The organism is Budvicia diplopodorum, from assembly GCF_009800925.1.
Lineage (GTDB): Bacteria > Pseudomonadota > Gammaproteobacteria > Enterobacterales > Enterobacteriaceae > Budvicia > Budvicia diplopodorum.
Genome location: NZ_WOYF01000007.1, coordinates 1 through 21,569, shown reverse-complemented (window position 1 = coordinate 21,569; position 21,569 = coordinate 1). Strand labels below are relative to the sequence as shown.

21 protein-coding genes and 1 pseudogene are annotated in these 21,569 nt (G+C 49.3%); 11 read left to right on the top strand and 11 right to left on the bottom strand.

All coding sequences use genetic code 11. The annotated features are described in order from the left end of the window. Nucleotides 1-252: 252 nt before the first annotated feature. The 4 genes from cysS to GVI43_RS08665 form a co-directional block, all read right to left on the bottom strand. Complete coding sequence (gene cysS / locus GVI43_RS08680; protein WP_159566478.1) at nucleotides 253-1,644, bottom strand: cysteine--tRNA ligase; 1,392 nt, start codon at nucleotides 1,642-1,644, stop codon at nucleotides 253-255. Nucleotides 1,645-1,922: 278 nt separating this feature from the next. Then, nucleotides 1,923-2,789 carry a dimethyl sulfoxide reductase anchor subunit family protein gene (locus tag GVI43_RS08675; protein WP_159566477.1) on the bottom strand — a complete coding sequence of 289 codons (867 nt, stop codon included), beginning with the start codon at nucleotides 2,787-2,789 and terminating at the stop codon, nucleotides 1,923-1,925. 12 nt (nucleotides 2,790-2,801) lie between these two features. After that, the gene (locus GVI43_RS08670; RefSeq protein ID WP_159566476.1) at nucleotides 2,802-3,356 is read right to left on the bottom strand and encodes a 4Fe-4S dicluster domain-containing protein; all 555 of its coding nucleotides are present in this window, start codon (nucleotides 3,354-3,356) and stop codon (nucleotides 2,802-2,804) included. Between the two features lie 2 nt (nucleotides 3,357-3,358). Then, nucleotides 3,359-5,692 carry a molybdopterin-containing oxidoreductase family protein gene (locus GVI43_RS08665; protein WP_159566475.1) on the bottom strand — a complete coding sequence of 778 codons (2,334 nt, stop codon included), beginning with the start codon at nucleotides 5,690-5,692 and terminating at the stop codon, nucleotides 3,359-3,361. A gap of 283 nt (nucleotides 5,693-5,975) precedes the next feature. On the opposite strand from GVI43_RS08665, the gene GVI43_RS08660 reads away from it, so the two are divergent. The 5 genes from GVI43_RS08660 (at nucleotide 5,976) to purK (ending at nucleotide 10,007) form a co-directional block, all read left to right on the top strand. Continuing rightward, nucleotides 5,976-6,677 (top strand): IclR family transcriptional regulator, encoded by a 702-nt coding sequence (locus tag GVI43_RS08660; RefSeq protein WP_159566474.1) that lies wholly within the window; start codon nucleotides 5,976-5,978, stop codon nucleotides 6,675-6,677. A 327-nt stretch (nucleotides 6,678-7,004) separates the two neighbouring features. Beyond that, nucleotides 7,005-7,499 (top strand): peptidylprolyl isomerase B, encoded by a 495-nt coding sequence (ppiB, locus tag GVI43_RS08655; RefSeq protein WP_159566473.1) that lies wholly within the window; start codon nucleotides 7,005-7,007, stop codon nucleotides 7,497-7,499. 18 nt (nucleotides 7,500-7,517) lie between these two features. Next, the gene (lpxH, locus tag GVI43_RS08650; protein WP_159566472.1) at nucleotides 7,518-8,243 is read left to right on the top strand and encodes a UDP-2,3-diacylglucosamine diphosphatase; all 726 of its coding nucleotides are present in this window, start codon (nucleotides 7,518-7,520) and stop codon (nucleotides 8,241-8,243) included. A gap of 190 nt (nucleotides 8,244-8,433) precedes the next feature. After that, nucleotides 8,434-8,943 (top strand): 5-(carboxyamino)imidazole ribonucleotide mutase, encoded by a 510-nt coding sequence (purE, locus tag GVI43_RS08645; protein WP_159566471.1) that lies wholly within the window; start codon nucleotides 8,434-8,436, stop codon nucleotides 8,941-8,943. Further along, the gene (gene purK / locus GVI43_RS08640) at nucleotides 8,940-10,007 is read left to right on the top strand and encodes a 5-(carboxyamino)imidazole ribonucleotide synthase (RefSeq protein WP_159566470.1); all 1,068 of its coding nucleotides are present in this window, start codon (nucleotides 8,940-8,942) and stop codon (nucleotides 10,005-10,007) included. The genes purE and purK overlap by 4 nt, the downstream gene beginning before the upstream one ends. 294 nt (nucleotides 10,008-10,301) lie before the next feature. Here the strand turns inward: purK and ybbP are convergent, their stop codons facing one another. After that, complete coding sequence (gene ybbP / locus GVI43_RS08635) at nucleotides 10,302-12,737, bottom strand: putative ABC transporter permease subunit YbbP (protein ID WP_159566469.1); 2,436 nt, start codon at nucleotides 12,735-12,737, stop codon at nucleotides 10,302-10,304. Then, a complete protein-coding gene (ybbA, locus tag GVI43_RS08630; protein ID WP_159566468.1) occupies nucleotides 12,734-13,420 on the bottom strand; it encodes a putative ABC transporter ATP-binding protein YbbA in 687 nt (228 codons plus the stop codon). The genes ybbP and ybbA overlap by 4 nt, the downstream gene beginning before the upstream one ends. Here ybbA and tesA point away from each other — a divergent pair. The 3 genes from tesA to GVI43_RS08615 all read left to right on the top strand — a co-directional run bounded on the left by tesA (nucleotide 13,391) and on the right by GVI43_RS08615 (nucleotide 15,834). Further along, nucleotides 13,391-14,032, top strand: coding sequence for a multifunctional acyl-CoA thioesterase I/protease I/lysophospholipase L1 (tesA, locus tag GVI43_RS08625; protein WP_211959080.1), 642 nt, complete (start codon nucleotides 13,391-13,393; stop codon nucleotides 14,030-14,032). The genes ybbA and tesA overlap by 30 nt on opposite strands. A 35-nt stretch (nucleotides 14,033-14,067) precedes the next feature. Continuing rightward, nucleotides 14,068-14,844, top strand: coding sequence for an SDR family oxidoreductase (locus GVI43_RS08620; protein ID WP_159566466.1), 777 nt, complete (start codon nucleotides 14,068-14,070; stop codon nucleotides 14,842-14,844). 135 nt (nucleotides 14,845-14,979) lie between these two features. Next, complete coding sequence (locus tag GVI43_RS08615) at nucleotides 14,980-15,834, top strand: co-chaperone YbbN (RefSeq protein ID WP_159566465.1); 855 nt, start codon at nucleotides 14,980-14,982, stop codon at nucleotides 15,832-15,834. A gap of 184 nt (nucleotides 15,835-16,018) precedes the next feature. Here GVI43_RS08615 and GVI43_RS08610 read toward each other — a convergent pair whose 3' ends face one another. Beyond that, entirely contained in the window at nucleotides 16,019-16,270 is a 252-nt protein-coding gene (locus GVI43_RS08610; protein ID WP_159566464.1) for a hypothetical protein, read from the bottom strand. A gap of 374 nt (nucleotides 16,271-16,644) precedes the next feature. Between GVI43_RS08610 and GVI43_RS08605 the strand changes: the two genes are divergently transcribed. Together GVI43_RS08605 and GVI43_RS08600 are read left to right on the top strand one after the other, a co-directional pair. Then, nucleotides 16,645-17,544 (top strand): SPFH domain-containing protein, encoded by a 900-nt coding sequence (locus GVI43_RS08605; RefSeq protein ID WP_159566604.1) that lies wholly within the window; start codon nucleotides 16,645-16,647, stop codon nucleotides 17,542-17,544. 5 nt (nucleotides 17,545-17,549) lie between these two features. Beyond that, on the top strand, nucleotides 17,550-18,017 hold the full coding sequence (locus tag GVI43_RS08600; protein WP_425482137.1) for an NfeD family protein: 468 nt from the start codon (nucleotides 17,550-17,552) through the stop codon (nucleotides 18,015-18,017). A 50-nt stretch (nucleotides 18,018-18,067) separates the two neighbouring features. Here the strand turns inward: GVI43_RS08600 and cueR are convergent, their stop codons facing one another. Further along, entirely contained in the window at nucleotides 18,068-18,475 is a 408-nt protein-coding gene (cueR, locus tag GVI43_RS08595; RefSeq protein WP_159566462.1) for a Cu(I)-responsive transcriptional regulator, read from the bottom strand. A gap of 274 nt (nucleotides 18,476-18,749) precedes the next feature. On the opposite strand from cueR, the gene GVI43_RS08590 reads away from it, so the two are divergent. Then, a complete protein-coding gene (locus GVI43_RS08590; RefSeq protein WP_159566461.1) occupies nucleotides 18,750-19,739 on the top strand; it encodes a sulfate ABC transporter substrate-binding protein in 990 nt (329 codons plus the stop codon). Nucleotides 19,740-19,934: 195 nt separating this feature from the next. Here GVI43_RS08590 and GVI43_RS08585 read toward each other — a convergent pair whose 3' ends face one another. From GVI43_RS08585 to GVI43_RS08575, 3 genes and pseudogenes are all read right to left on the bottom strand, one after another. Then, on the bottom strand, nucleotides 19,935-20,447 hold the full coding sequence (locus GVI43_RS08585) for an Imm15 family immunity protein (protein ID WP_159566460.1): 513 nt from the start codon (nucleotides 20,445-20,447) through the stop codon (nucleotides 19,935-19,937). Nucleotides 20,448-20,505: 58 nt separating this feature from the next. After that, nucleotides 20,506-21,276: a trans-aconitate 2-methyltransferase gene (tam, locus tag GVI43_RS08580; protein WP_159566459.1), complete on the bottom strand. Its 771-nt coding sequence runs from the start codon at nucleotides 21,274-21,276 to the stop codon at nucleotides 20,506-20,508. Between the two features lie 93 nt (nucleotides 21,277-21,369). Beyond that, nucleotides 21,370-21,569, bottom strand: a pseudogene (locus GVI43_RS08575) (IS4 family transposase); the annotation flags it as partial.

Below are 21,569 nucleotides of genomic sequence, written 5' to 3'. Positions count from 1 at the left end.
TATGACGTGAGCTAGACATTCTTTTATACCCCAGTTAACTCAAAAATAACTAATGATATAAATATAGCTACTGCTTGAAATAAATCAAAAAACACGCAATTAGAGACGGATAGGAGAGATAGCGTAAATGGACGAAGGAATTAACGCCGAATATGTTGGATTGGCCTATAACTTAACGCTATAAACTCTATTTTATTGATGTAAAAAAGGCGCTTTCGCGCCTTTTTTATAAACTCTAATAGCCGATCGTTATTACGTTCTGCGCCAAACGGTTCCGCCGGCCCCATCTTCCAGCACAATACCCATTTCGGTTAATTGATTACGCGCGTGGTCGGCCAATGCCCAGTCTTTAGCCTGACGAGCATCGTTACGCTGCTTAATTAACGCTTCTATTTCAGCAACTTCATCACCGCTATCGCCATTTTGTGCTGAACCCTGCAGGAATAATTCAGGCGATTGCTGAAGCAGCCCCAGCACGCCGGCTAAACGACGCAGTTCTGCGGCAAGCTGGCTAGCGGCAACAACATCTTCAGACTTAAGCCGATTTACTTCACGGGCCATATCAAACAGCACGGAATAAGCTTCTGGCGTATTAAAATCATCGTCCATAGCCTCGCGGAAACGGGCTTCAAACTCAGAATTCCCCTTAGGCTCGATGCAATAATCAGTACCGCGTAGCGCGGTATAAAAACGCTCCAGAGCGGTTCGGGCCTGCTTCAGATTCTCTTCGCTATAGTTTAACTGACTGCGATAGTGGCCAGACATCAGAAAATAGCGCACGGTTTCCGCATCGTAATACTTCAACACATCGCGAATAGTGAAGAAATTGTTTAGCGATTTAGACATCTTTTCGCGATCGATCATCACCATACCGGAGTGCATCCAGTAGTTAACATACGGCCCATCGTGAGCACAGCTCGACTGAGCAATCTCGTTCTCATGGTGTGGGAACATCAGATCTGAACCCCCGCCGTGAATATCAAAATGTTCGCCCAGCTGTTTACCGTTCATAGCCGAACATTCAATATGCCAACCCGGACGACCTGCTCCCCATGGGGACTCCCATGAAGGCTCGCCGGGCTTAGACATTTTCCACAGCACAAAGTCCATCGGATTGCGCTTCACATCGGCAATCTCAACCCGGGCACCGGCCTGAAGCTGTTCTAAATCTTGGCGAGAAAGTAAGCCATAATCAGCATCGGTTTCTACCGAAAACATCACATCGCCGTTATCGGCAATATAGGCATGACCGCGCTTAATCAGCAGTTCAACGATCTCAATAATTTCGACAATATGGTGAGTTGCTCTAGGTTCTAAGTCCGGGCGCGCAATATTCAACGCATCAAAGTCAGCGTGCATCTCAGCCAACATGCGCTCAGTCAGGGATTCACAGCTTTCGTTATTTTCCGTCGCCCGACGAATGATTTTGTCGTCAACGTCGGTCACGTTACGCACATACTTAAGGTTATAGCCTGAAAAACGCAGGTAACGAGAAATAACATCAAAGGCCACAAAAGTACGACCATGTCCGATATGACATAAGTCATAAATGGTTACCCCGCACACATACATGCCCACTTTATCGGCATGAATGGGTTTAAATTCCTCTTTTTGTCTGCTCAGGGTATTAAAAATCTTTAGCATCGCAAGCCTATGACCGTTTGATAGTTGATTGGATAAAATAGGAAGACGTATTGAAACCTGATTGGCAGGGCATTGCAAGTGGAACCCCATGTTCCATGTGGTATATCGTTCTGAGAGGTCATTGAACCTAATCTTGCACGACCAATTGTTTTCCTTCTATGACGCAGTGAATGCTCAATCATCTGAGAGAATACGACTGATAGGATCGGAGAAGTAAATCGGCTACTGCCTAAAGACAGTAGCCGTATTGGTTAACTAAAAATAGCCACTGCCATAGGTCAGAACCAAGGATACAGACTCATTACACCGAGGTAGAATAACATCCGGCCGCATACTGCTGCAGACAACACCAGCAGCATGGCGACACTAGCCGCTGTGGCCGATAGTGTCGGCTGTTTATACAGATAGGTCGCAATTACGGTGCCGGTAATCAGGCCAGCAATCACTAACCAGCCAAATAGCCCAGACGCGAATACTGCCATCGCACTGTGCAGCATCTGGCCTTTGCCGTTCAATCCGGCGGCGTACCAAAGCATTACCACTAGCACCAACAGCACGCCGATCATAACGCCCGTCAACAACGATCCGGGAACGTTAGCCATAGAATTAATGGCTCGATTATTAACCGCCACCATAAGGCTAACGCTAACAAACCCAAGCAGCAGCGCGGTAGCAATAAAGTTCAAGTGAGTCATGATGGAATGCCACATTGGGTGGCTGGCCATCTGATAATAGACCTGAGCAGAGACCATAATAGCGGCCAGACCAGCAACAGAAGCCACAACGCTGATTGCTTTCACCAAACTCCGGTTCCGGTTGAAGCGAAAGACTATCGCCGCCCACAGCACCACAATGCCATTCAGCAAAAAGAAAGCGACAACTTCGCGGCTTAGCCAAGAGTGGCCAATCCCCAAAACGGCGCGGTAAGCGCCGGTCGGAGATCCTAAATGCAATAGCGACAGCACTGAGCCAACGATATTTACTAACAGCACCGCGATTGCCATTTTACCTAGCTTGTTGAATAAAACGCTGTCGCTTAGCCACTCAGGGCGGCTAAAACACAGTAGCGTGATGGCAACAATTGAACCTGTAGCCCACTGACACAGCACGGTAAAAAATACTAAAGGCAGTTCATATTCAGACATGGTGTTATCTCCTTATGCGTTATCACCAATGGGAATAATCACGATGTTCGGGTGACTGATTGTACAATCCGGAAGCCGGTAGCGGGTTTCGATACGTGACAGATCGGCTCCATGCTTTTTACGTAACTCATCAATGTCACCAAACTGTAGTACACCTGCCGGGCATGACTCAACGCACCGTGGCTTTAATCCCTCATCTAGCCGCTCAGCACACATATTACATTTGCTGGTTTTACCTTCTACCGGATCAAACACTGGCGCATCATATGGGCAAGCCATAATACACATCCGGCAGCCAATACATTTTTCATGGTCCTGAACCACAATACCGTCAGGCCGCTTAGTATAAGTACCCGCCGGGCAGACCTTCATGCACTGCGGATCGTCACAGTGATTACAGGACATCGAGATAAAGGCTATAGCATTAGGATCGTCAAAGTTGAACTCCCTGACTCTGCGCCACAGCACGCCGGGAGCGGTTCTGTTCTCTGATTTACAGGCCATTGAACAGGTTTTACAGCCATAGCAGCCGCTCATATCCATTAAAAAACCATACTGTCTGACCATGATTAACCCTCCGCCCTGACGTCAACCAACGTACTGTTACAGCAATGGCCAGTACCCAGAACTTCCACAAGGTCGTTAGTTACGTGGCTGCTGCTGCCTCCCTGTTGCTCCCACCAGCCGTTATCTAAACAAACCACGCCTTTCTTAATCTGGCGGGTTACTACGGCAATCGCCCGATGCTCACCGCGATGGTTAAACGCAATGGCCCACTCACCGTTTTTAATATGACGGCTGGCCGCGTCTTCTGGGTGAATCAGCACGTTAGGCTGATTACGCTGCACTTCCAGAATCCACTCGTTCATTCCGTGGCTGGAATGAATGCTTCGGGCCAGCTTGCGCTGAACCGCCATTAACGGATATTTTTTGGCTAGCTCAGGCGAACCTTTAGGCGATTCATTCACTTGCATATAGGTGACAATCGGCGCGAAGTTCTTTTTCTGCCACTCTTCAATAAAGAAGTGGGCCTTTTTAGTTGGCGTACGGAAAATACCGTCTTTAAACGGGATCCACGGGAACTCAACGGGCTTAATCGGCCCTTTGCTTAACCGTTCACGGGTAATTCCAGTGCCTTTAAGACAGGCATCAATGTAATGCTCAATAGGTTGATTAAAGACCTCACCAAAGCCAAAACGCTCTGCTAATCGGGCAAATATCCAATAGTCAGGTTTAGCTTCACCCTGTGGCTCAACCGCTTTCTCCATCAGTTGAACATAATGGCTGCGCACACCGGCCATCAGGCTGAGATCTTCAAAGATAGTGGTCACCGGTAGTACCAGATCGGCATACAGCGTGGTCGAACTCATCAGGTTATCGGCCACCACCACAAAAGGAACCTTCTTCAGCGCTTTTTTCACCATATTGGTGTTAGGCAACTGGGTCAGAACTCCCATGGTCATAATCCACCAGAAGTTAATCGGATGTGGCCTGTCGTTAACGATCCAGTCACCGACTTTTGAAACTGGAATCGGCGGGATTTTTTGCACATTTGGCGCTGGCGGAACCGGCGCATTGAAGTTCATCATTTGTTTAGCACCGCCAGCATCGCACACACCGCCGCCCGCATTGCCCATGTTGCCGGTCAACAACGCAAGATAGAACTGGCTGGCAGCCACATAGGTACCAAACTCTGTACGCTGAGCGCCGGACATATTCTGAACGATCATTGATGGTTTATTGCTGGCGTATTCCCGAGCTAAACGTAATATAGTTCCGGTTGGAATGTCCGTTTCTGCTTCAACTTTTGATAAATCCCACTGTGCAGACTCCGCGCGAATAAGCTCGAACACCGTGGTATAACCGGCATTTGGTGGTAATTCATCCATCGTCAAAGCCGGAATAATATCCGGCAGGTCGTGGCGTACCGTACGTTTGCTTAGAGTGTCGTAAACTAAATAGCTGTTGGCATCCGAGGCATCTTCCCTTAGCTGCTGCTGTTGCGGGCTGACTAAATACGTAGCCCCGGTGTGGCCACGAAGGAAGTCGGCATCATACAGACGCTCATCCATGATAATTTTAATCATACCCAGCGCCAGTGCGGTATCCGTTCCCGGAACAATTGGGATCCATTCATCGGCTTTAGCCGCGGTTTCATTAAACCGAGGGTCGATTACCACAATCCTCGCCCCGTTTTTCTGGGCCGCCAGATACTCTTTAAAATAAGCCTGCATGGTCACCGCCGGGTTATTGCCCCAGCACAGGATATAGCGGCTCTGAGAGAGGGTATCGCGCATGTCCGCATAGCGTAAACCAACCATAGGCATCATCGCGGCAGTTACGGCAGAACAACATAAAGAGCCAGCCTGTTTGGTAGACCCACCCAAATAGTCAAAGAACGCCTTACCCATATCGTTCTTAATCGAGTCCATATTACCGGCGTGAGTTGAGATCAACATGCCTTTATTACCGTGCTTTTCAATCGTCTCACGAATGTTTTTTTCAATTAGGTTCAGCGCGTCATCCCATGAGATTGGTTTGAACTTACCTTCCCCTTTTTCACCAACGCGTAGCAATGGCGTTTTTACCCGTTGCTGGTGATAAACCCACTTTGTGCGGCTCATGCCGCGCAGGCAGCATTTGACGTTAAAATCTTGGTTGGCCTCGATCTTCATCAGCTCACCCTGATAAACATAGGCCGTAAGGTTACAGTGCAGGCATTCCATGGCACAGGTGGAATGGAAAGTCTGATAGTCGCTTAGTTTCAGGCGCACGCGAGGCAGCGGCTTGTTATCCCCCGTAGCCAGCGAAAATGCGCAGGGAGATATTACAGCCAAACCTACCACACCAAGGCCTTTCAATAACGTCCTGCGATTTAATCGTATATCCGATATGTTTTTCATGATGTTTTCCCGCCACATCTTATTGTTTATACATCGCTCATATTGTTGCGTCTTTAATTTACTTCCAACTCTTTAAAGACACTATAAATTAACCAAGGTTAACATATAGTGTACTGATCGAGATCAAGACTACTCATCTGTAAATGCCCGTTTTCGGCTTTAATAGCCGGTGAGCTCATCGATTGATTAATCCTGTATGATTTAGTCTTGTAATAATCTGGTCAGCCAAAAAAACTAGTGATAGAGTCTCGGCGTATTTGCATCAACTAAGAGGCTGTTCTAAATGGCGGACATTCAAGGCATAAATTCTGTAGAGATTGCGGTTTCCGTACTGGAAGCAATTGCTGAACATGAAACACCGGCAAGAGCAATTGATATTGCCCGCCTGTCTGGATTGTCTAAAAGCCGGCTACATAAGTATTTAGTCTCTTTGTGTCGCTGCAATATGATTTACCAAGATCCCGAAACCAACCTTTATTCCCTTGGCCATAAACTGTCATCGCTAGGCGTCGCCGCTGACAGGCAAAACGGCACGATCACCACTATTAATAATGTATTGTGCCAGCTAAGGGACAGGCTAAATATTTCGACCGGGTTGGCCGTTCAAAAAGGGGAATTGTTGAGTCTGGTAAGGTATAACCGCAGCAATAAAAATATAGAGATCGACTATCGGGATCATACTCCCCTCCCGCTGGACACCACCAGCGCCGCCGGAAAGGTATTTCTGACTTTTTTAGAAAACTACAAAAACAGCAATCTACTAGAACAAAGTGAGCAGCAACTTATCAGGCAATTGGGCTATTCCATGCGCCTGACAGAAACTAAGGGTATTCCCGGAAATCGCGCTATCGCCTGCCCAATATTTACCCAAGACGCCCAATTAGTCGGTTCCGCGATCATCATGGGTTTATTGCCTGATTCTCAAGAGCAATTACACCAATTAGCCCAGCAGTTGATCTCGGCAATAAAAGAGATAAAACTGTAATTCTACGCTGGCGATAGACTAACAATGACGTTAGACGTTAATAGTCGACGATCCGCAGCACAACGCTCAGCCAAAACTTCGGCTTTGGATAAAATAATTCTTCCACGCCAGATAAAATATAAAAAGCTCAGATAACGGCCACTCCGTGGCCCAATAACCCAAATAGCCCAAATAGCCCAAATAGCCCAAATAGCCCAAATAGCCCCAAGTTTAAGAATAAAATCCCAAGAACCTTGAGTTAAATATCATAAACCAAAGGATGCAGCATCAAGCTCCTTACGATACAATTAGCCTCTATTCTTTTATCAATCACTTTTAGGATGTTTAATGGTCACTCTTCATACTAATCATGGCGATATTGTTATCAAACTTTTTGCCGATAAAGCACCTGCAACCGTAGCTAACTTCGTAGACTACTGCCGTAGTGGTTTTTATGACGGCACAATTTTTCACCGCGTTATCAAAGGATTTATGATCCAAGGCGGTGGCTTTGTTTCAGGCATGGATCAAAAAGCAACCAAAGATAACATCAAAAACGAAGCGAATAACGGCTTAAAAAACACCCGTGGTACCTTAGCGATGGCCCGTACCTCTGCTCCTCACTCGGCAACCGCCCAGTTCTTCATTAACGTTGCGAATAACGACTTTTTGAACTTCCGCGCTGAAAATGCTGACGGTTGGGGATACTGCGTATTTGCTGAAGTCGTTGAAGGCATGGATATCGTTGATGCTATCGAAAACGTCAAAACCAGCCGTAGCGGCATGCATCAAGACGTTCCGGTAGAAGACGTGATTATCAATAACGTTACTATCAGTGAATAAGAAGTCTCTACTTCACTAATGACAACGTTATTTATCGCCGATCTTCACCTCAGTGAACAAGAACCGACGATTACCGTCGGTTTTCTTGATTTCCTGAAACGCGAAGCGGTGCATGCAGATGCACTGTATATCCTCGGCGATTTATTTGAAGCATGGATCGGCGATGACGATCCTAATCCCCTCCACGCTCAGGTAGCTCAAGCCCTAGCGGAGCTTCATCAGCATCATGTTCCTTGCTACTTCATTCATGGCAATCGCGACTTTCTAATTAGCCATTGCTTTGCAGAACAGAGCAAAATGATTTTGCTGCCGGAAGAGCAGGTTATTGATGTCTACGGCGAGAAAACGCTGATTCTGCACGGTGATACCCTGTGTACCGACGATCCCGGTTACTTGAGATTTCGTAAATATATCCACTCTGCGGTTATTCAAAAGCTGTATCTGACGCTTCCGCTGTGTATCCGTCAAAAAATAGCCACCAGGCTGCGCAATAAAAGCCAGACCACCAACCGGACAAAACCGTCGGTGATGATGGACGTTAGCCCTCTCGCGGTGATCGGCAAGCTAAAGCAATATCAGGTTTTTCAGATAATCCACGGCCATACGCATCACCCGGCAATTCATGATATGACCATTAAAGGCCGACTTTCTCAGCGTATCGTCTTGGGATCGTGGCACGACAGCGGCTCAGTGCTAAGAATTAAACCTAACTATAGTATCGAGCTGGCCACTTTCCCGCTTTAAGCTATTGAATAAAAAATTTCGCAGCCTACGCTTACGCAATCGTTTTCCTTACTATAAAGCCATGCTATTCTTTGTGCCTTCTGATGAGCAATCATCGACATAATGGTTTAATCTTCATACGCTAACGTATGATAAACGTTATCCATTAGGTTTCTACCACTGCCTGCATGAATACAGGAGCATCACACCTATGCCAGCCAACGCTGCCAAGGCCAAAATTGCTATTGTTATGGGATCCAAAAGCGACTGGGCTACCATGCAATTCGCCGCTGAGATACTGACCAGCCTGAATATTGCCTTCCACACTGAAGTGGTTTCCGCCCACCGGACGCCGGATAAATTATTCAACTTTGCCGAGCAGGCTCAGTCCAACGGCTTTGACGTTATTATTGCCGGTGCCGGTGGCGCGGCTCACTTACCCGGTATGCTGGCGGCTAAAACGCTGGTTCCGGTGCTTGGCGTTCCGGTTCAAAGCGCTGCGCTGAGCGGAGTAGACAGCCTATATTCTATCGTGCAAATGCCCCGAGGCATTCCGGTTGGCACATTAGCCATTGGTAAAGCGGGTGCGGCCAATGCGGCCCTGTTGGCCGCTCAAATTCTGGCGCTGCACGACCGCACCATTCATGCCCGCCTCACCGAGTGGCGGCAAAACCAAACGGATGAGGTGCTGAATAACCCCGATCCGAGGGAGCAGGCATGAAGCCAGTTTGCGTATTAGGCAACGGTCAGCTTGGCCGAATGCTGCGTCAGGCGGGTGAACCGCTGGGCATCGCCGTTTATCCGATCGGGCTAGATGCCGAACCGGAAGCGGTTCCCTATCAGCATGCCGTTATTACCGCAGAAATTGAACGCTGGCCCGACACCGCGCTGACTCAGGTGCTGGCCCACCATACCGGTTTTGTTAACCGTGATATTTTCCCGCTATTGGCCGATCGGCTGACGCAAAAGCAACTATTAGATGAGCTGAATCTGGCAACGTCGCCGTGGCAGCCCTTGAGTGCTGAAACTGAATGGCCGGATATTTTTAAACGACTAGGCTCATTAGCTATCGTAAAGCGCCGGGTTGGCGGCTATGACGGCCGGGGCCAGTGGCGGATCCGCCCGAATGAACAGCATGATTTACCGCCGGACGCGTATGGTGAATGTATTGTTGAACAGGGAATCAATTTCGACGGTGAGGTTTCACTGATTGGAGCCCGCAATAAAAACGGAGAGTGCGTTTTCTATCCTCTTACCCACAATCTTCATGAAAACGGCATTCTGCGCACCAGCGTTGCGTTTCCCAATTCAGGCTCCCCGCTTCAGCAACGCTCAGAGTCAATGCTGGCGGCTATTTTGCATGAGCTAAACTATGTTGGCGTGATGGCAATGGAGTGTTTTGTCGTCGGCGATCGGCTGTTGATTAACGAACTGGCTCCGCGGGTTCATAACAGTGGCCACTGGACGCAAAACGGCGCATCCGTTAGCCAGTTTGAACTGCACCTGCGGGCAATTCTCGATCTGCCCATGCCGCAGCCAGAGGTACCAACCCCGTCAGTGATGATCAATTTGATCGGTACCGCCGTCAACGCGCAGTGGCTTTCGTTGCCGCTGGTTCATCTGCACTGGTACGACAAAGAGGTGCGTGAAGGCCGAAAAGTCGGGCATATCAACCTGACGCATCCTGACGCGAATAGGCTAAAAGCCAGCTTAGACCAGATTAAACCGATGCTGGATGAGGTTTATTGGTCAGGAATCGAGTGGGCAATAGAAAAGTTAGCGTAAGCGGCTAATGCTTATCAGTTAAGAGCCATCAACATACTTGAAATGGTAATCTGCTTGATTATCATCGCTTCCTCTTCCCGTCGTCACGGCCCTTCCCGCCGTCACCCCGGTGAAAACCGGGGCCAAGTATAATGTGTTAGCTAAAACCTAGGTCCCGGCTTTCGCCGGGATGACGACATAATACGGCATAGCAAAGCCACATTATGTAAAAATGCTTAACTGACAAACATTAAGCGTAAGCGCGACCTTCTTCCGAATCCCGACGCCGGTCGGGATTCGAAACACAGCCTAAGGTTATTCCTGATACCGGCGGTATAGCGCCCGCCCTTTCAACAGACTGAATCCCAACCAGCCACCGCACAACGACAGCAAAGCCGCGCTAATCATGGGCAACAGGATCCACATCAGGTAGTTCGGCTGCCACGGGAAATCAAACACCTTATATTGCAGCCACCACAGAGAGATTTCAGCGCCCAGCGCGGCCGTTATGCCTGCGGCTAATCCAATTAGAGCAAACTCACTCCACAGCGTATGTCGCAATAGCCGGTTCCCGGCACCAAGCGTGCGATACACCACCAGCTCTTGACGGCGCTGGCGCATCCCGACCTGCACCTGAGCCAATAACAGTAACGTACCGCACACAATCACCAGCGCCACCATCGCTTTCAGCGCTTCACCTACCTGCTGAAACACTAAGGTAATCTGCTTAAGAATATTACCGATATCCATCAGGCTTAGGGTTGGAAACTGGCGATTAAGCTGAACCAGCGCCGGGCCGTCCTGCGGATAACGAAAGCTGGTCAGGTAAGTCTGCGGTAAATTATCCAGCGCCCCGTCAGGGAAAATAAAATAGAAGTTAGGCTTTAGGCTTTCCCAGTCAACGCGGCGCAGGCTAGAGATTTTGGCTTCAAAGGTTTGGGTATCACCGGTAAACGCCAGCGTATCACCAATGGTTATGCCTAAACGCTCGGCCAGCCCCTTATCGATAGACACTTCACCGGCTTTTGGCGGCCAGATACCCGAGGTAATCTCGTTGGGAGAAGGCTTGGCAGCGTTCAGCCAGGTCAAATTCAGCTCTCGGTTAACCGCCTCGCCTCCCGGTGCGTCTTCTTTAACGATTTTGGTCGCCAGCTGTTGATTAATCTCGGTTAAGCGCACGCGAATAATCGGATAAAACTCACCCGCTTCAATCTGATGCTCGACCAGAAACTGCTGCAATTCAGGCAACTGCTGCTTGGCGATATTCATCACGAAATAATTCGGGCTGCCCGGCGGTATTTGTTGCTGCCAACGAGACAGTAACCCGCTGCTTAACATAAACAGCAGCGCCAACAGCATAAAAGAGAATGAGAAAGCCGAAAGCTGGCTGGTTGTTATCCAAGGCTGGCGAAGCAAGCGGTTGACCGCTAAACGCAGGGCCAAGTTTTTTAGCGTCAGCCTACGCAGCAACAGTAAGCTACACCAGCCCAGCCCGCCAAGCACAACGGCCAGCGCGAGAATACCCAACAGTGCGCCCCACCACATGGAGTTAAAACCAACCAATGCGGTTAACAGGCATAGCACCGCCAGCATCATGGCCGGAAGATAGATTTTCAACGGCCAAACGTCAGAGATGGTGTCTTTGCGTAATACCCGTAAAGGCCGGGTTGCCAGCAGCTGTTTATAAGGACGTAGCCCGACCATCAGGGAAATAAAGACTAACGCCCCGATGCTCCAAAACCACGGCCACACCCCCGCTTCTGGCATCACTTTCGGCAGAATTGGCGCTAATAGCATCAGCAGCGTACGTTCAAACAGTAAACCCAGACCACAGCCAACCAGCGCGGCCAGTACCAAAACTGAAAGCCATTGTCCGATAATCAGCTTACGTAAAGACTTTCGCCCTGCTCCCAAGGTTTTTAATACCGCAATCAGGCTATAGCGGCTGCGGCAATAGTGGCTCATAGAAACGGCAACGGCAGCCACCGAAAGCAACAGGGTCAGAATCGCTGACAGCAACAGAAAGTGCTGTGCCCGTTCCAGCGATTTTCCTACCGCGGTGCCCGACTGCCCGGTACCAAACCAACGCTGATCCGGTTTAAGCCGATCGGTTAAAAAGTCGCCATAGCGGTTGAGGTTCTGCTCAGTACCGCTAAATAAATAGCGATAGGTTAAACGGCTTCCCGGCCGTATTGCGCCGGTTTTATCAATATCGGCATAGTTGATTAAAATTCGCGGAGCAGTCTGAAACGGGTTAAATCCGGCATCGGGTTCTTGCGTCACTTCACCGGCAATGCGAAACGTTCCGTCGCCCACGTCAATCTGGTCGCCGACCTTAGCATTCATCAGCGACAGTAAACGTGGAGCAACCAACACCGTACCGGCCTCGGGCTTTACGTTAGCCGGGGATGTTTCCAACGCGCCGTAAAGCGGGTAGTTTGAATCGACCGCCTTAATGGATGACAGCACCGGAGCATCGTTGGCGTAAGCCATGGTCATAAAGGTAAGCTGGCGGCTGAGCGTAAGCTGCTGTTTATCTGCCTGAAGTAGCCACTCGGGGTCAAGCGGGCGGCTGGATGTCAGCACCCTATCGGCCGAAATAAAATCCCGACCTTGCTGAGTCAGCGCCTGTTCCATGCGATCGCTGATATTCCCCAACGCTAATACGCAGGCCACCGCCAGCGTCAGCGACAGCCAAACAATCAGTAGCGAAGGCGAACGCCACTCCCGCCAAAACCAGCGCCAGATCATGATTCCTCCCGCAGCTTACCGTCAACCAGCCGTAAGCGGCGCTGGCAGCGTGCCGCCAGCGTTTCGTCATGGGTAACCAGAATCAGCGTGGTGGCAAAATCACGGTTGAGGGAAAACAGTAAATCGGCAATCTTCACGCCGGTCTGACGATCAAGATTACCGGTAGGTTCATCAGCAAACAGCAGCTTCGGGCGGCCGATAAACGCTCTGGCAATCGCCACCCGCTGCTGTTCCCCGCCGGACAGCTGGGCCGGTAAATGCCCCATCCGTTGTCCTAGACCAAGCTGTTGCAGCAGTTGAACCGCCTGCTCTTTACTACTGCGCTCATTATCACCGCGTAACAGGGCGGGTAGTTGAACGTTCTCCAGCGCGGTTAAAGTAGGAACTAACATAAAAGACTGAAAAACAAAGCCCACGTTGGCCGCCCGTAGCGCGGCGCGCGCCTCTTCATCCATCTCGGGTAATGACTGGCCCAACAGTTGGATCTCGCCGTCGCTGCCGTCATCCAGACCGGCTAAAATCCCCAACAGGGTAGATTTTCCTGAACCTGATTCGCCAATTAATGCTATTGTTTCAGCAGATTTGACAACTAACTCGACTCCGGTAAGGATGTCTAGCTTATGCTCCCCTTCACCAACAAATTTATTCAAATGATGAACTTCAAGAACATTCTTTTCAGGCATATCCCGATCCTTTTGTTACTGGGATTGTCATCAATGCGTATTGCCGCAGCAGATACGCTGTTAATTCTGGGCGATAGCCTAAGCGCCGGTTATCAGTTACCCATTCAGCAGGCTTGGGCAACGCAGCTGTCTGAACGCTGGAAAAGCGATCCCAAAGCGCCGCAGATCGTAAACGGCAGCATCAGTGGTGACACCGCGGCCCAAGGTCTCGATCGTTTACCAGGGTTACTCAAAACGCATCAGCCCCGCTGGGTTTTGATCGAAATGGGGGCCAATGACGGGCTGCGAGGATTCCCGCCGGCAGACATTGAGCGAGACCTTTCACAGATTATCACATTAGTGAAACAAGCCAAGGCACAGCCCCTGCTGATGCAAATGCGTATCCCGCCAAACTATGGCCAGCGCTACACCAACTCATTTATGGCGATCTACCCCAAACTGGCGGAACAATATCAGGTTCCATTACTGCCGTTCTTTATGGAAAAAGTGATGCTAAAGCCAGAGTGGATACAGCCTGACGGTATACACCCTACCGCCGATGCCCAACCGTTTATCACCGATTTAATGGCGCAAGAACTTGCACCATACGTTGGCCTTACGCAAAGTAAATAGTCTAAATAGACCGCTTCCATGGAGAATGTAAAGTTATGCAAAAGGCCATTTTAATTACCGGCTGTTCCAGCGGTATCGGCTTAGTCATCGCGACAGATTTAAAGCTACGCGGCTATCGGGTGATTGCCACTTGCCGTAAACCAGCAGATATACAGGATTTACAGCAGAAAGGATTTGAGGTTATTAAGCTTGATTTAGACGATAGCCAAAGCATTCAGCAGGCTGCGGCTGAAGTTCTGGCGTTGACCGGCGGTAAACTTTACGCCTTATTTAACAACGGTGGGTTCGGCGTTTATGGCCGGTTAAGCACCATCAGCCGCCAGCAGTTTGAAAAACAGTTTTCGACTAACCTGTTCGGCGCGCATGAGCTTACTCAGCTACTGTTGCCCGCCATGATTAAACAGGGCGAAGGCCGGATTATTCAAACCAGTTCAGTGATGGGATTTATCTCTACGCCGGGGCGCGGCCTGTATGCCGCCAGTAAATACGCCTTAGAAGCCTGGTCAGACGCGCTACGTATGGAGCTTCACGGCACCGGTATTCAGGTCAGTCTGGTCGAACCCGGACCAATCAGTACCTCATTTAGCCAGAATGTGAACCAGACACAAACCGATAGCCCGGTTCATAATCCTCCGGTCGCCAAACGCTTTACCCTCCCGCCACAGGCGTTAATTCCTATACTACGCCACGCGCTGGAAAGCCCAAGGGCTAAAATTCGCTATCGGGTGACGATGGTGACTAAAGCCATGGCAATCTGCAAACGCCTGCTGCCGGACCGCTGGATGGATATGATTTTAAGAAACAACGGCTAATGAGGCTTGAAGCCCGCCAATATGGCCTCATATAGTTTATATGTATAAGGATACCCAAAGTCATTGGAACGGCGGCACCGTTAGCCGTAACGGCCGTTAACTAGGGTATAAAACAACGAATAAAGAGAGCTCAGTATGCCCGCTAATTTCACGATTGACGTTACCGAATTGAACTTCCAGCAGGTACTTGAGCAGTCAGCTCAGGTTCCGGTACTTTTCTATTTTTGGTCTGAACGCAGCCAACACTGTCAGCTATTAGACCCGGTATTAGCCAAGCTTACCGCTGAATATGCGGGTAAATTTACGCTGGCAAAAATTGATTGCGACGCCCAACAAATGATTGCATCACAGTTCGGCATTCGCTCTATTCCTACGGTATATCTGTTTAAAGACGCTCAGCCTGCTGACGGATTTCAGGGCCCTCAGCCTGAAGAGTCTATTCGTGAATTATTAGACCGTTTCCTGCCTAAAACGGAAGATCTCAAGGCGGCGGAAGGCGAAGAACTGATCCGTGAAGGTAAATACGCCGACGCCCTGCCGTTGCTGAAAGACGCGTGGCAGTTGAGCAATCAGCGCAGTGATATTGGTCTGATGCTGGCTGAAACTCAAATAGCCCTAACCCGCAGTGAAGATGCCGAAGCCGTTCTGGCAACCATTCCGTTACAGGATCGCGATACCCGCTATCAGGGCTTAGTGGCTCAAATTGAATTACTGAAGCAGGCTGCCGATACGCCTGAAATTCAGCTATTACAACAGCAGGTAGACGCAGAGCCAGACAACGCCACGTTGGCCGTGCAGCTAGCCCTTCAGCTACATACCGTTGGCCGCAATGAAGAAGCGTTGATACTGTTACTTAAGCATCTGAAAACCGGCCTTGATGCCGCCGAGGGTAACGCCAAGAAAACCATGTTGGATATTCTAGCCGCCTTAGGCACCGGTGATGCACTGGCCGCTAAATATCGCCGCCAGCTATATTCGTTGCTGTATTGATGAGCATTGTAAAATAGCTTGATCTAAACGTGGCGTGGGGCCAACCGTTGGTCGGTTAAGCATTTTTGCAAAGCATCGCGTGGTTTAACTGCTGGGCCCCGGCTTTCGCCGGGATAACGGAGGGCTGGGCCGATAATCATCAAGCAGATTGGTATCTCAAACGCTTAACTGACAGGCATGAGTCTTAACGACGCTCTGAATGGCCTCTGCCTCTGTCGTGACCTTTTCCATGCCCGCCTTTACGGCCGTCTCTGCTGCCGTGGCCTTTATGTTTATCATCATCATCGTCATCGCTTAGCAGCAATACCGCGGCTAACGCGCCTAACCCGACAACAACAATACCGGCAGTACCCATGTCTTCGTCACTCATACCGGCACAGCCAACCATCGACAAACATAGCAGACCTATAAGAGAATTTCTGAACCGATTGGCCATGGTAACCTTTCCTTTTTATGCTAAACGAGCCACTCAATCAAACTTCCAATACCCTATGACGGACAGGTAGTTAGCTCAAGATAAGCACGGGTAAAGTAAGTGAAAAGAAATTGTAAACGGTGACCAACACGGTTTGGCCCTCAGCCAAACGCAAGAGCAATCGGGTTAATTAATAAAGAAAACGCGATAAAAGTCGCGCCTTAAAAAAATCAGCGCTAGGCTTACTCTAAAGGGCTTGCCATTTGCTCAGGCATTAAGAATAAAGATTAGGAAAAAACGAGGGGTTAGCGGCTCTTTCTTAATGTATTTTTTCGCGTAAACTGGATAAAAACACCTCAAAGGACAACACCATGATAGATCTTCCAACCTCAACTATTTTAACCGCCATTCTGGTTCTACTGGTGGCCGTTATTATCTTTTCCGGCGTTAAAGTCGTTCCTCAGGGCTACCAGTGGACGGTTGAGCGCTTCGGTCGCTATACCAATACGCTAATGCCGGGGCTGAATATCATCATTCCGTTTATGGACCGTATCGGCCGTAAGATCAACGTAATGGAGCAGGTTCTTGACGTCCCCTCTCAAGAGATCATCTCTAAAGATAACGCCAACGTCACTATCGACGCCGTCTGCTTTATTCAGGTCAGAGATTCCGCACTGGCGGCCTATCAGGTCAGCAACCTTCAGGTCGCTATACTGAACCTGATGATGACCAATATCCGTACCGTGTTAGGCGCTATGGAACTGGATGAAATGCTGTCTCAGCGCGATCACATCAATACCCGCTTACTGATGGTGGTTGATGAAGCGACCAATCAATGGGGCGTTAAAATTACCCGCATTGAAATTCGCGATATTCGCCCACCGACAGAGCTGATTGCCGCCATGAACGCCCAGATGAAAGCGGAACGTAATAAGCGCGCCGATATTCTGGAAGCCGAAGGCGTGCGTCAGGCTGCGATTCTTCGCGCTGAAGGTGAAAAACAGTCAGAAATACTCAAGGCTGAAGGTGAAAGACAGGCCGCATTCCTGCAGGCCGAAGCTCGCGAACGTGCGGCTGAAGCGGAAGCCAGAGCAACGCAGATGGTGTCCGATGCGATTTCGTCCGGTAATATTCAGGCCATCAACTACTTCGTCGCGCAGAAATATACCGATGCCCTAAGGTCCATTGGCTCGTCCCAAAACAGTAAAGTGATTATGATGCCGCTGGAAGCCAGCAACCTCATGGGAAGCATCGGCGGCATTGCCGAATTACTCAAAGCTGAGTCTAAAAAGTAATGAAGATTTTTGAGGACCTGATCGTTAATCCGTACCACTTTTGGCTGATTCTCGGCGGGCTACTGCTGGCAGCCGAACTGATCGGAGCCTACGGTTATCTGCTCTGGAGCGGCGTTTCCGCCATTATTATCGGTGCAATAAGCTGGCTAATTCCAATGAGCTGGGGCTGGCAATGGGCTGGCTTCTCAGCTCTGACGATGGTGGTTGCCATTCTCTGGTGGTACTGGCTGAAAAGCCGGGCCAAAAGCGAAACCCGGCCGATTAATGAGCCAAACCGGCTGTTGATCGGTAAAAAGCTGACCTTAGCGGAGCCAATCGTGCACGGCGTTGGCCGTATCGTTATTGCCGACGGTAGCTGGCGAATTCAATGCTCCCAAGACCTACCCGCAGGGGCTGAAATCAGGATTGTGGCAGTAGAGAGCATTACCCTGATTGTTGAACCAACAAACGCGTTAACCACGCCCTCAGTTTAGAAAACCCACACCTTCGGTTTACCCAAACCGAAGGTTTTTCAATTTTCATCTCAGCCTTTAGCGGGATGGCAGCATTTGGTAAAGCTATCCATAATCGGGCAATCGGCGCCATCGTCACCCGGGCAGAGCTCGGCTAGCTCCATCAGGCGTTCACGCATCTGGCTTAACTCTTGAATATGATGGTCAATATCAGCGACTTTTTCCAACGTTCTGGCTTTCACATCGGCGCTGCGACGATCTGAACTATGGAACAAAGCCAACAGCTCTTTACACTCTTCCAGAGTAAAACCAACCAGCCGGGCCTGGCGCAGTAACGTTAACTCCTCGATATTGCGTGGATTATAGGTCCGGTAGCCGTTTTGCGAGCGGCTCGGCGGGCTAATCAGCCCTTTCTGCTCATAAAACCGAATAGCTTTGCTGGTTAAACCGGTTTTTTCTGCCACCTGACTGATATTCATATCATCACCTGATTCGGTTAGTTAGCCGGTATTTTAACCCTCGCTAACATTCAATTTACCGACAAGGGGTTGCTCGGCTATTCACGGCCACCTGCTCAGCGCCAACGGGTGCCGCTCGAGCCAAAGCACCACTATGGAACCTCTTAGTCGAAAAGTAAAAAAACTTATATATTCCAAATAGACATAAAACCGATTTTTTTATTCTTTATTCTCTTGGGTCTTTTTCTGGCACGCTCTGTGAGGTACCTATCCCACACACTATGAGGCCGGTTAAATGCGTAATTGGAATATTGGCATCCTTCTTTTGCTGACTGCGGCCAGCGTATTGGCAAAAGACGTTCAGTTATTAAACGTATCCTATGACCCAACCCGTGAGTTCTATCAGCAATACAATCAGGCTTTTTCAACCTATTGGCATAGCCAGACCGGCGATAACGTTACCGTTAAGCAGTCGCACGGCGGTTCCGGCAAGCAGGCCTCTTCGGTGATTAACGGTATTTCAGCCGATGTGGTTACGCTGGCGCTGGCTTATGACATTGACGCTATTGCAGAACGCGGAAAGCTAAGTAAAGACTGGATCGTCCGACTGCCTGACAATTCAGCGCCTTATACCTCCACCATTGTGCTGTTAGTACGAAAAGGCAATCCAAAGCAGATCCATGACTGGAACGACCTGATTAAACCGGGTATCAATGTGGTTACGCCAAACCCCAAAACCTCCGGCGGCGCACGTTGGAATTACCTTGCTGCCTGGGGCTACGCATTACGCCATAGCAACAACGACCAGACCAAAGCAGAGGCCTTTGTGAAAGCGCTTTATGACAACGTTCAGGTATTGGATACCGGTGCCAGAGGCTCTACCACCACCTTTGTTGAACGCGGAATTGGCGACGTGCTGATTGCGTGGGAAAACGAAGCCCTGCTGGCCGTTGAGCAGTTAGGCAAAGACCAGTTTGAAGTGATTACGCCCAGCGTATCGATATTAGCTGAACCCACGGTATCAATAGTCGACAGCGTAGTAGAAAAGAACGGCACTAAAGAGGTGGCTGAGGCTTATCTAAAATACCTTTATTCCAAAGAAGGCCAGACTATCGCCGCTAAAAACTACTATCGGCCTCGCGATCCTGACGTGCTAAAACAGTTTTCTGGCAGCTTCCCGGCGCTCACCCTGTTCACCGTCGATGGGGAGTTTGGCGGCTGGCAGCAAGCCCAAAAAACTCATTTTGCTACCGACGGAACCTTCGATCGAATAACCAAACGATAGTTTGGGCTGTTGACAAACCTATACGAGAATATCGTTCTTAATAAACGTGAAGCGCTTCGTCCGCTCGGAAAAACAATATTCCGGCGTTGATGATGCGGACGAAACTTACGCTGAAACCAAATTAAACCACGTTGTCAGCACCCTCTCATTCATCTTCTCCCGTGCCGGCCACCAACCATAGCTGGCACGGATACATCACGAATGCAGTTGAAAATAGCGCTGATTAACAATATAGATACGAACCGGGTCGCCGCCGGCGCTTTTTGATGAGTAAGCCATATACTCTTCCAGCCCGGATGCGAGCAGGTAGCGATTAATCAACACTTCCTGCGCAGTATGATGTTGCTCCAGATTCAGGCACGACAGCAGCCAGGCTCTACGTCTGGAAATATACAGGTTAGGCGTGAGGCAATTAAGCTCTTTTATGTCTTTCCAGCCGGTTATGCTCACGCAAACAAAGTAATCATCGGCATCGTTAGCCAAGCTACCTATGGCGGTTTTGTGCGCATTGTCCGCCAAACCGATAGCCTGATTAATCAGAATGGTATTTTCTTCATCAAAGGTGAAATCTTGAAGAAAATCAATATGAGCAGTGCGGGAAAACAGCGGGATCTCTTCGAAAGTTTCGTAATCAGCAAAATAGAGATCCTTCTGCAAAAGCCCCTCTTTCTTTAACAACATTTTCATTTCATCTAACAAACCGCTCATCGGGCCTCCACTTGATCCACTGCTAATCTGCATATTCTGTTCTAAAATCAAAAAATGATCACCGCTGAGCCACGACAAATAACCGTGGAAATGCCAGCAGCACGTTGCCGTCTTTACGCACACCGTAAGCCTGCTCAAGCTCGCTCAGGTACATGTGGAGAAATTCTTGTTGTTCAGATTCATGGAGCGGGTTCAGAAATGGGCGTAAACCGGTTGAACGCACCCATTCAACGATGGCTGATACTGACGGCATCACGTGGTAAAAGGTGGTGCGCCAAGTATCGACTTTGCAACCACAGCCGCTCAGCAAATCGTAATACGCATTAGTCGTCAGCAAGCGATTACTGCGAAATGCGTCTTCACCAATTTTACTTTCCCATTGGCCATCAATCGCCACTTTACGCATGAGCGCATGTGACGGCTGATCGAGGTTATCCGGTACCTGAAACGCCAGAGTACCGCCGTCAGTAAGCTGTTGTACCAAATGTGGCATTAGCTTCTGATGGCCAGATACCCACTGCAGCGAGGCGTTGGCGTAAATAATGTCTTGAGCCACATCGGGCTGCCAGGTACTGATATCTGCCCGTTGGAATCGACAGGAAGGCAAGCGCTGTTTGGCCTGAACCAACATCGTTTCGGAGCTGTCTACGCCGGTAATGGCGCTTTGTGGATAAGCCTGATACAGCAATTGCGTACTATTACCCGGACCACAGCCAAGGTCGCTGATATATTTTGCATCGGAATGATCGATTCGGGCCAATAATTCACGAGCAGGACGGGTTCTTTCTGCTTCAAACTGCAGATACAGCTCAGGGTTCCATTCTTTCATGATATTCCTTGTCAGACGCGCTAGGGGGTCGATTTGGCCAATACCATAAAATAAAAATAGAAAAATTAATAGCGGGCTAATTAGTAATGCCAGTCAGTTAAGCAACTGACTGGCTTTTTTGTTCCTAGCTTTGCCATATTTATGCGGCCTTTCCTTCACCACTCTAGGAAAGGCCCTTTCTCTTCGTACCGGCAGCTTCACCATTTTTCCCATACTCTCCAGATCCCGCATCAACTCAGGGATACGGCCCGGTGACGCACCCTGTAACGTCATCAGCATCCGCATCACCATCC

What these genes read in the sequence shown, in the direction of transcription:
- cysS (WP_159566478.1), bottom strand. Translation starts at nt 1,644, where the DNA reads ATGCTAAAGATTTTTAATACCCTGAGCAGACAAAAAGAGGAATTTAAA.
- GVI43_RS08675 (WP_159566477.1), bottom strand. Translation starts at nt 2,789, where the DNA reads ATGTCTGAATATGAACTGCCTTTAGTATTTTTTACCGTGCTGTGTCAG.
- GVI43_RS08670 (WP_159566476.1), bottom strand. Translation starts at nt 3,356, where the DNA reads ATGGTCAGACAGTATGGTTTTTTAATGGATATGAGCGGCTGCTATGGC.
- GVI43_RS08665 (WP_159566475.1), bottom strand. Translation starts at nt 5,692, where the DNA reads ATGAAAAACATATCGGATATACGATTAAATCGCAGGACGTTATTGAAA.
- GVI43_RS08660 (WP_159566474.1), top strand. Translation starts at nt 5,976, where the DNA reads ATGGCGGACATTCAAGGCATAAATTCTGTAGAGATTGCGGTTTCCGTA.
- ppiB (WP_159566473.1), top strand. Translation starts at nt 7,005, where the DNA reads ATGGTCACTCTTCATACTAATCATGGCGATATTGTTATCAAACTTTTT.
- lpxH (WP_159566472.1), top strand. Translation starts at nt 7,518, where the DNA reads ATGACAACGTTATTTATCGCCGATCTTCACCTCAGTGAACAAGAACCG.
- purE (WP_159566471.1), top strand. Translation starts at nt 8,434, where the DNA reads ATGCCAGCCAACGCTGCCAAGGCCAAAATTGCTATTGTTATGGGATCC.
- purK (WP_159566470.1), top strand. Translation starts at nt 8,940, where the DNA reads ATGAAGCCAGTTTGCGTATTAGGCAACGGTCAGCTTGGCCGAATGCTG.
- ybbP (WP_159566469.1), bottom strand. Translation starts at nt 12,737, where the DNA reads ATGATCTGGCGCTGGTTTTGGCGGGAGTGGCGTTCGCCTTCGCTACTG.
- tesA (WP_211959080.1), top strand. Translation starts at nt 13,391, where the DNA reads ATGAACTTCAAGAACATTCTTTTCAGGCATATCCCGATCCTTTTGTTA.
- ybbA (WP_159566468.1), bottom strand. Translation starts at nt 13,420, where the DNA reads ATGCCTGAAAAGAATGTTCTTGAAGTTCATCATTTGAATAAATTTGTT.
- GVI43_RS08620 (WP_159566466.1), top strand. Translation starts at nt 14,068, where the DNA reads ATGCAAAAGGCCATTTTAATTACCGGCTGTTCCAGCGGTATCGGCTTA.
- GVI43_RS08615 (WP_159566465.1), top strand. Translation starts at nt 14,980, where the DNA reads ATGCCCGCTAATTTCACGATTGACGTTACCGAATTGAACTTCCAGCAG.
- GVI43_RS08610 (WP_159566464.1), bottom strand. Translation starts at nt 16,270, where the DNA reads ATGGCCAATCGGTTCAGAAATTCTCTTATAGGTCTGCTATGTTTGTCG.
- cueR (WP_159566462.1), bottom strand. Translation starts at nt 18,475, where the DNA reads ATGAATATCAGTCAGGTGGCAGAAAAAACCGGTTTAACCAGCAAAGCT.
- GVI43_RS08590 (WP_159566461.1), top strand. Translation starts at nt 18,750, where the DNA reads ATGCGTAATTGGAATATTGGCATCCTTCTTTTGCTGACTGCGGCCAGC.
- GVI43_RS08585 (WP_159566460.1), bottom strand. Translation starts at nt 20,447, where the DNA reads ATGAGCGGTTTGTTAGATGAAATGAAAATGTTGTTAAAGAAAGAGGGG.
- tam (WP_159566459.1), bottom strand. Translation starts at nt 21,276, where the DNA reads ATGAAAGAATGGAACCCTGAGCTGTATCTGCAGTTTGAAGCAGAAAGA.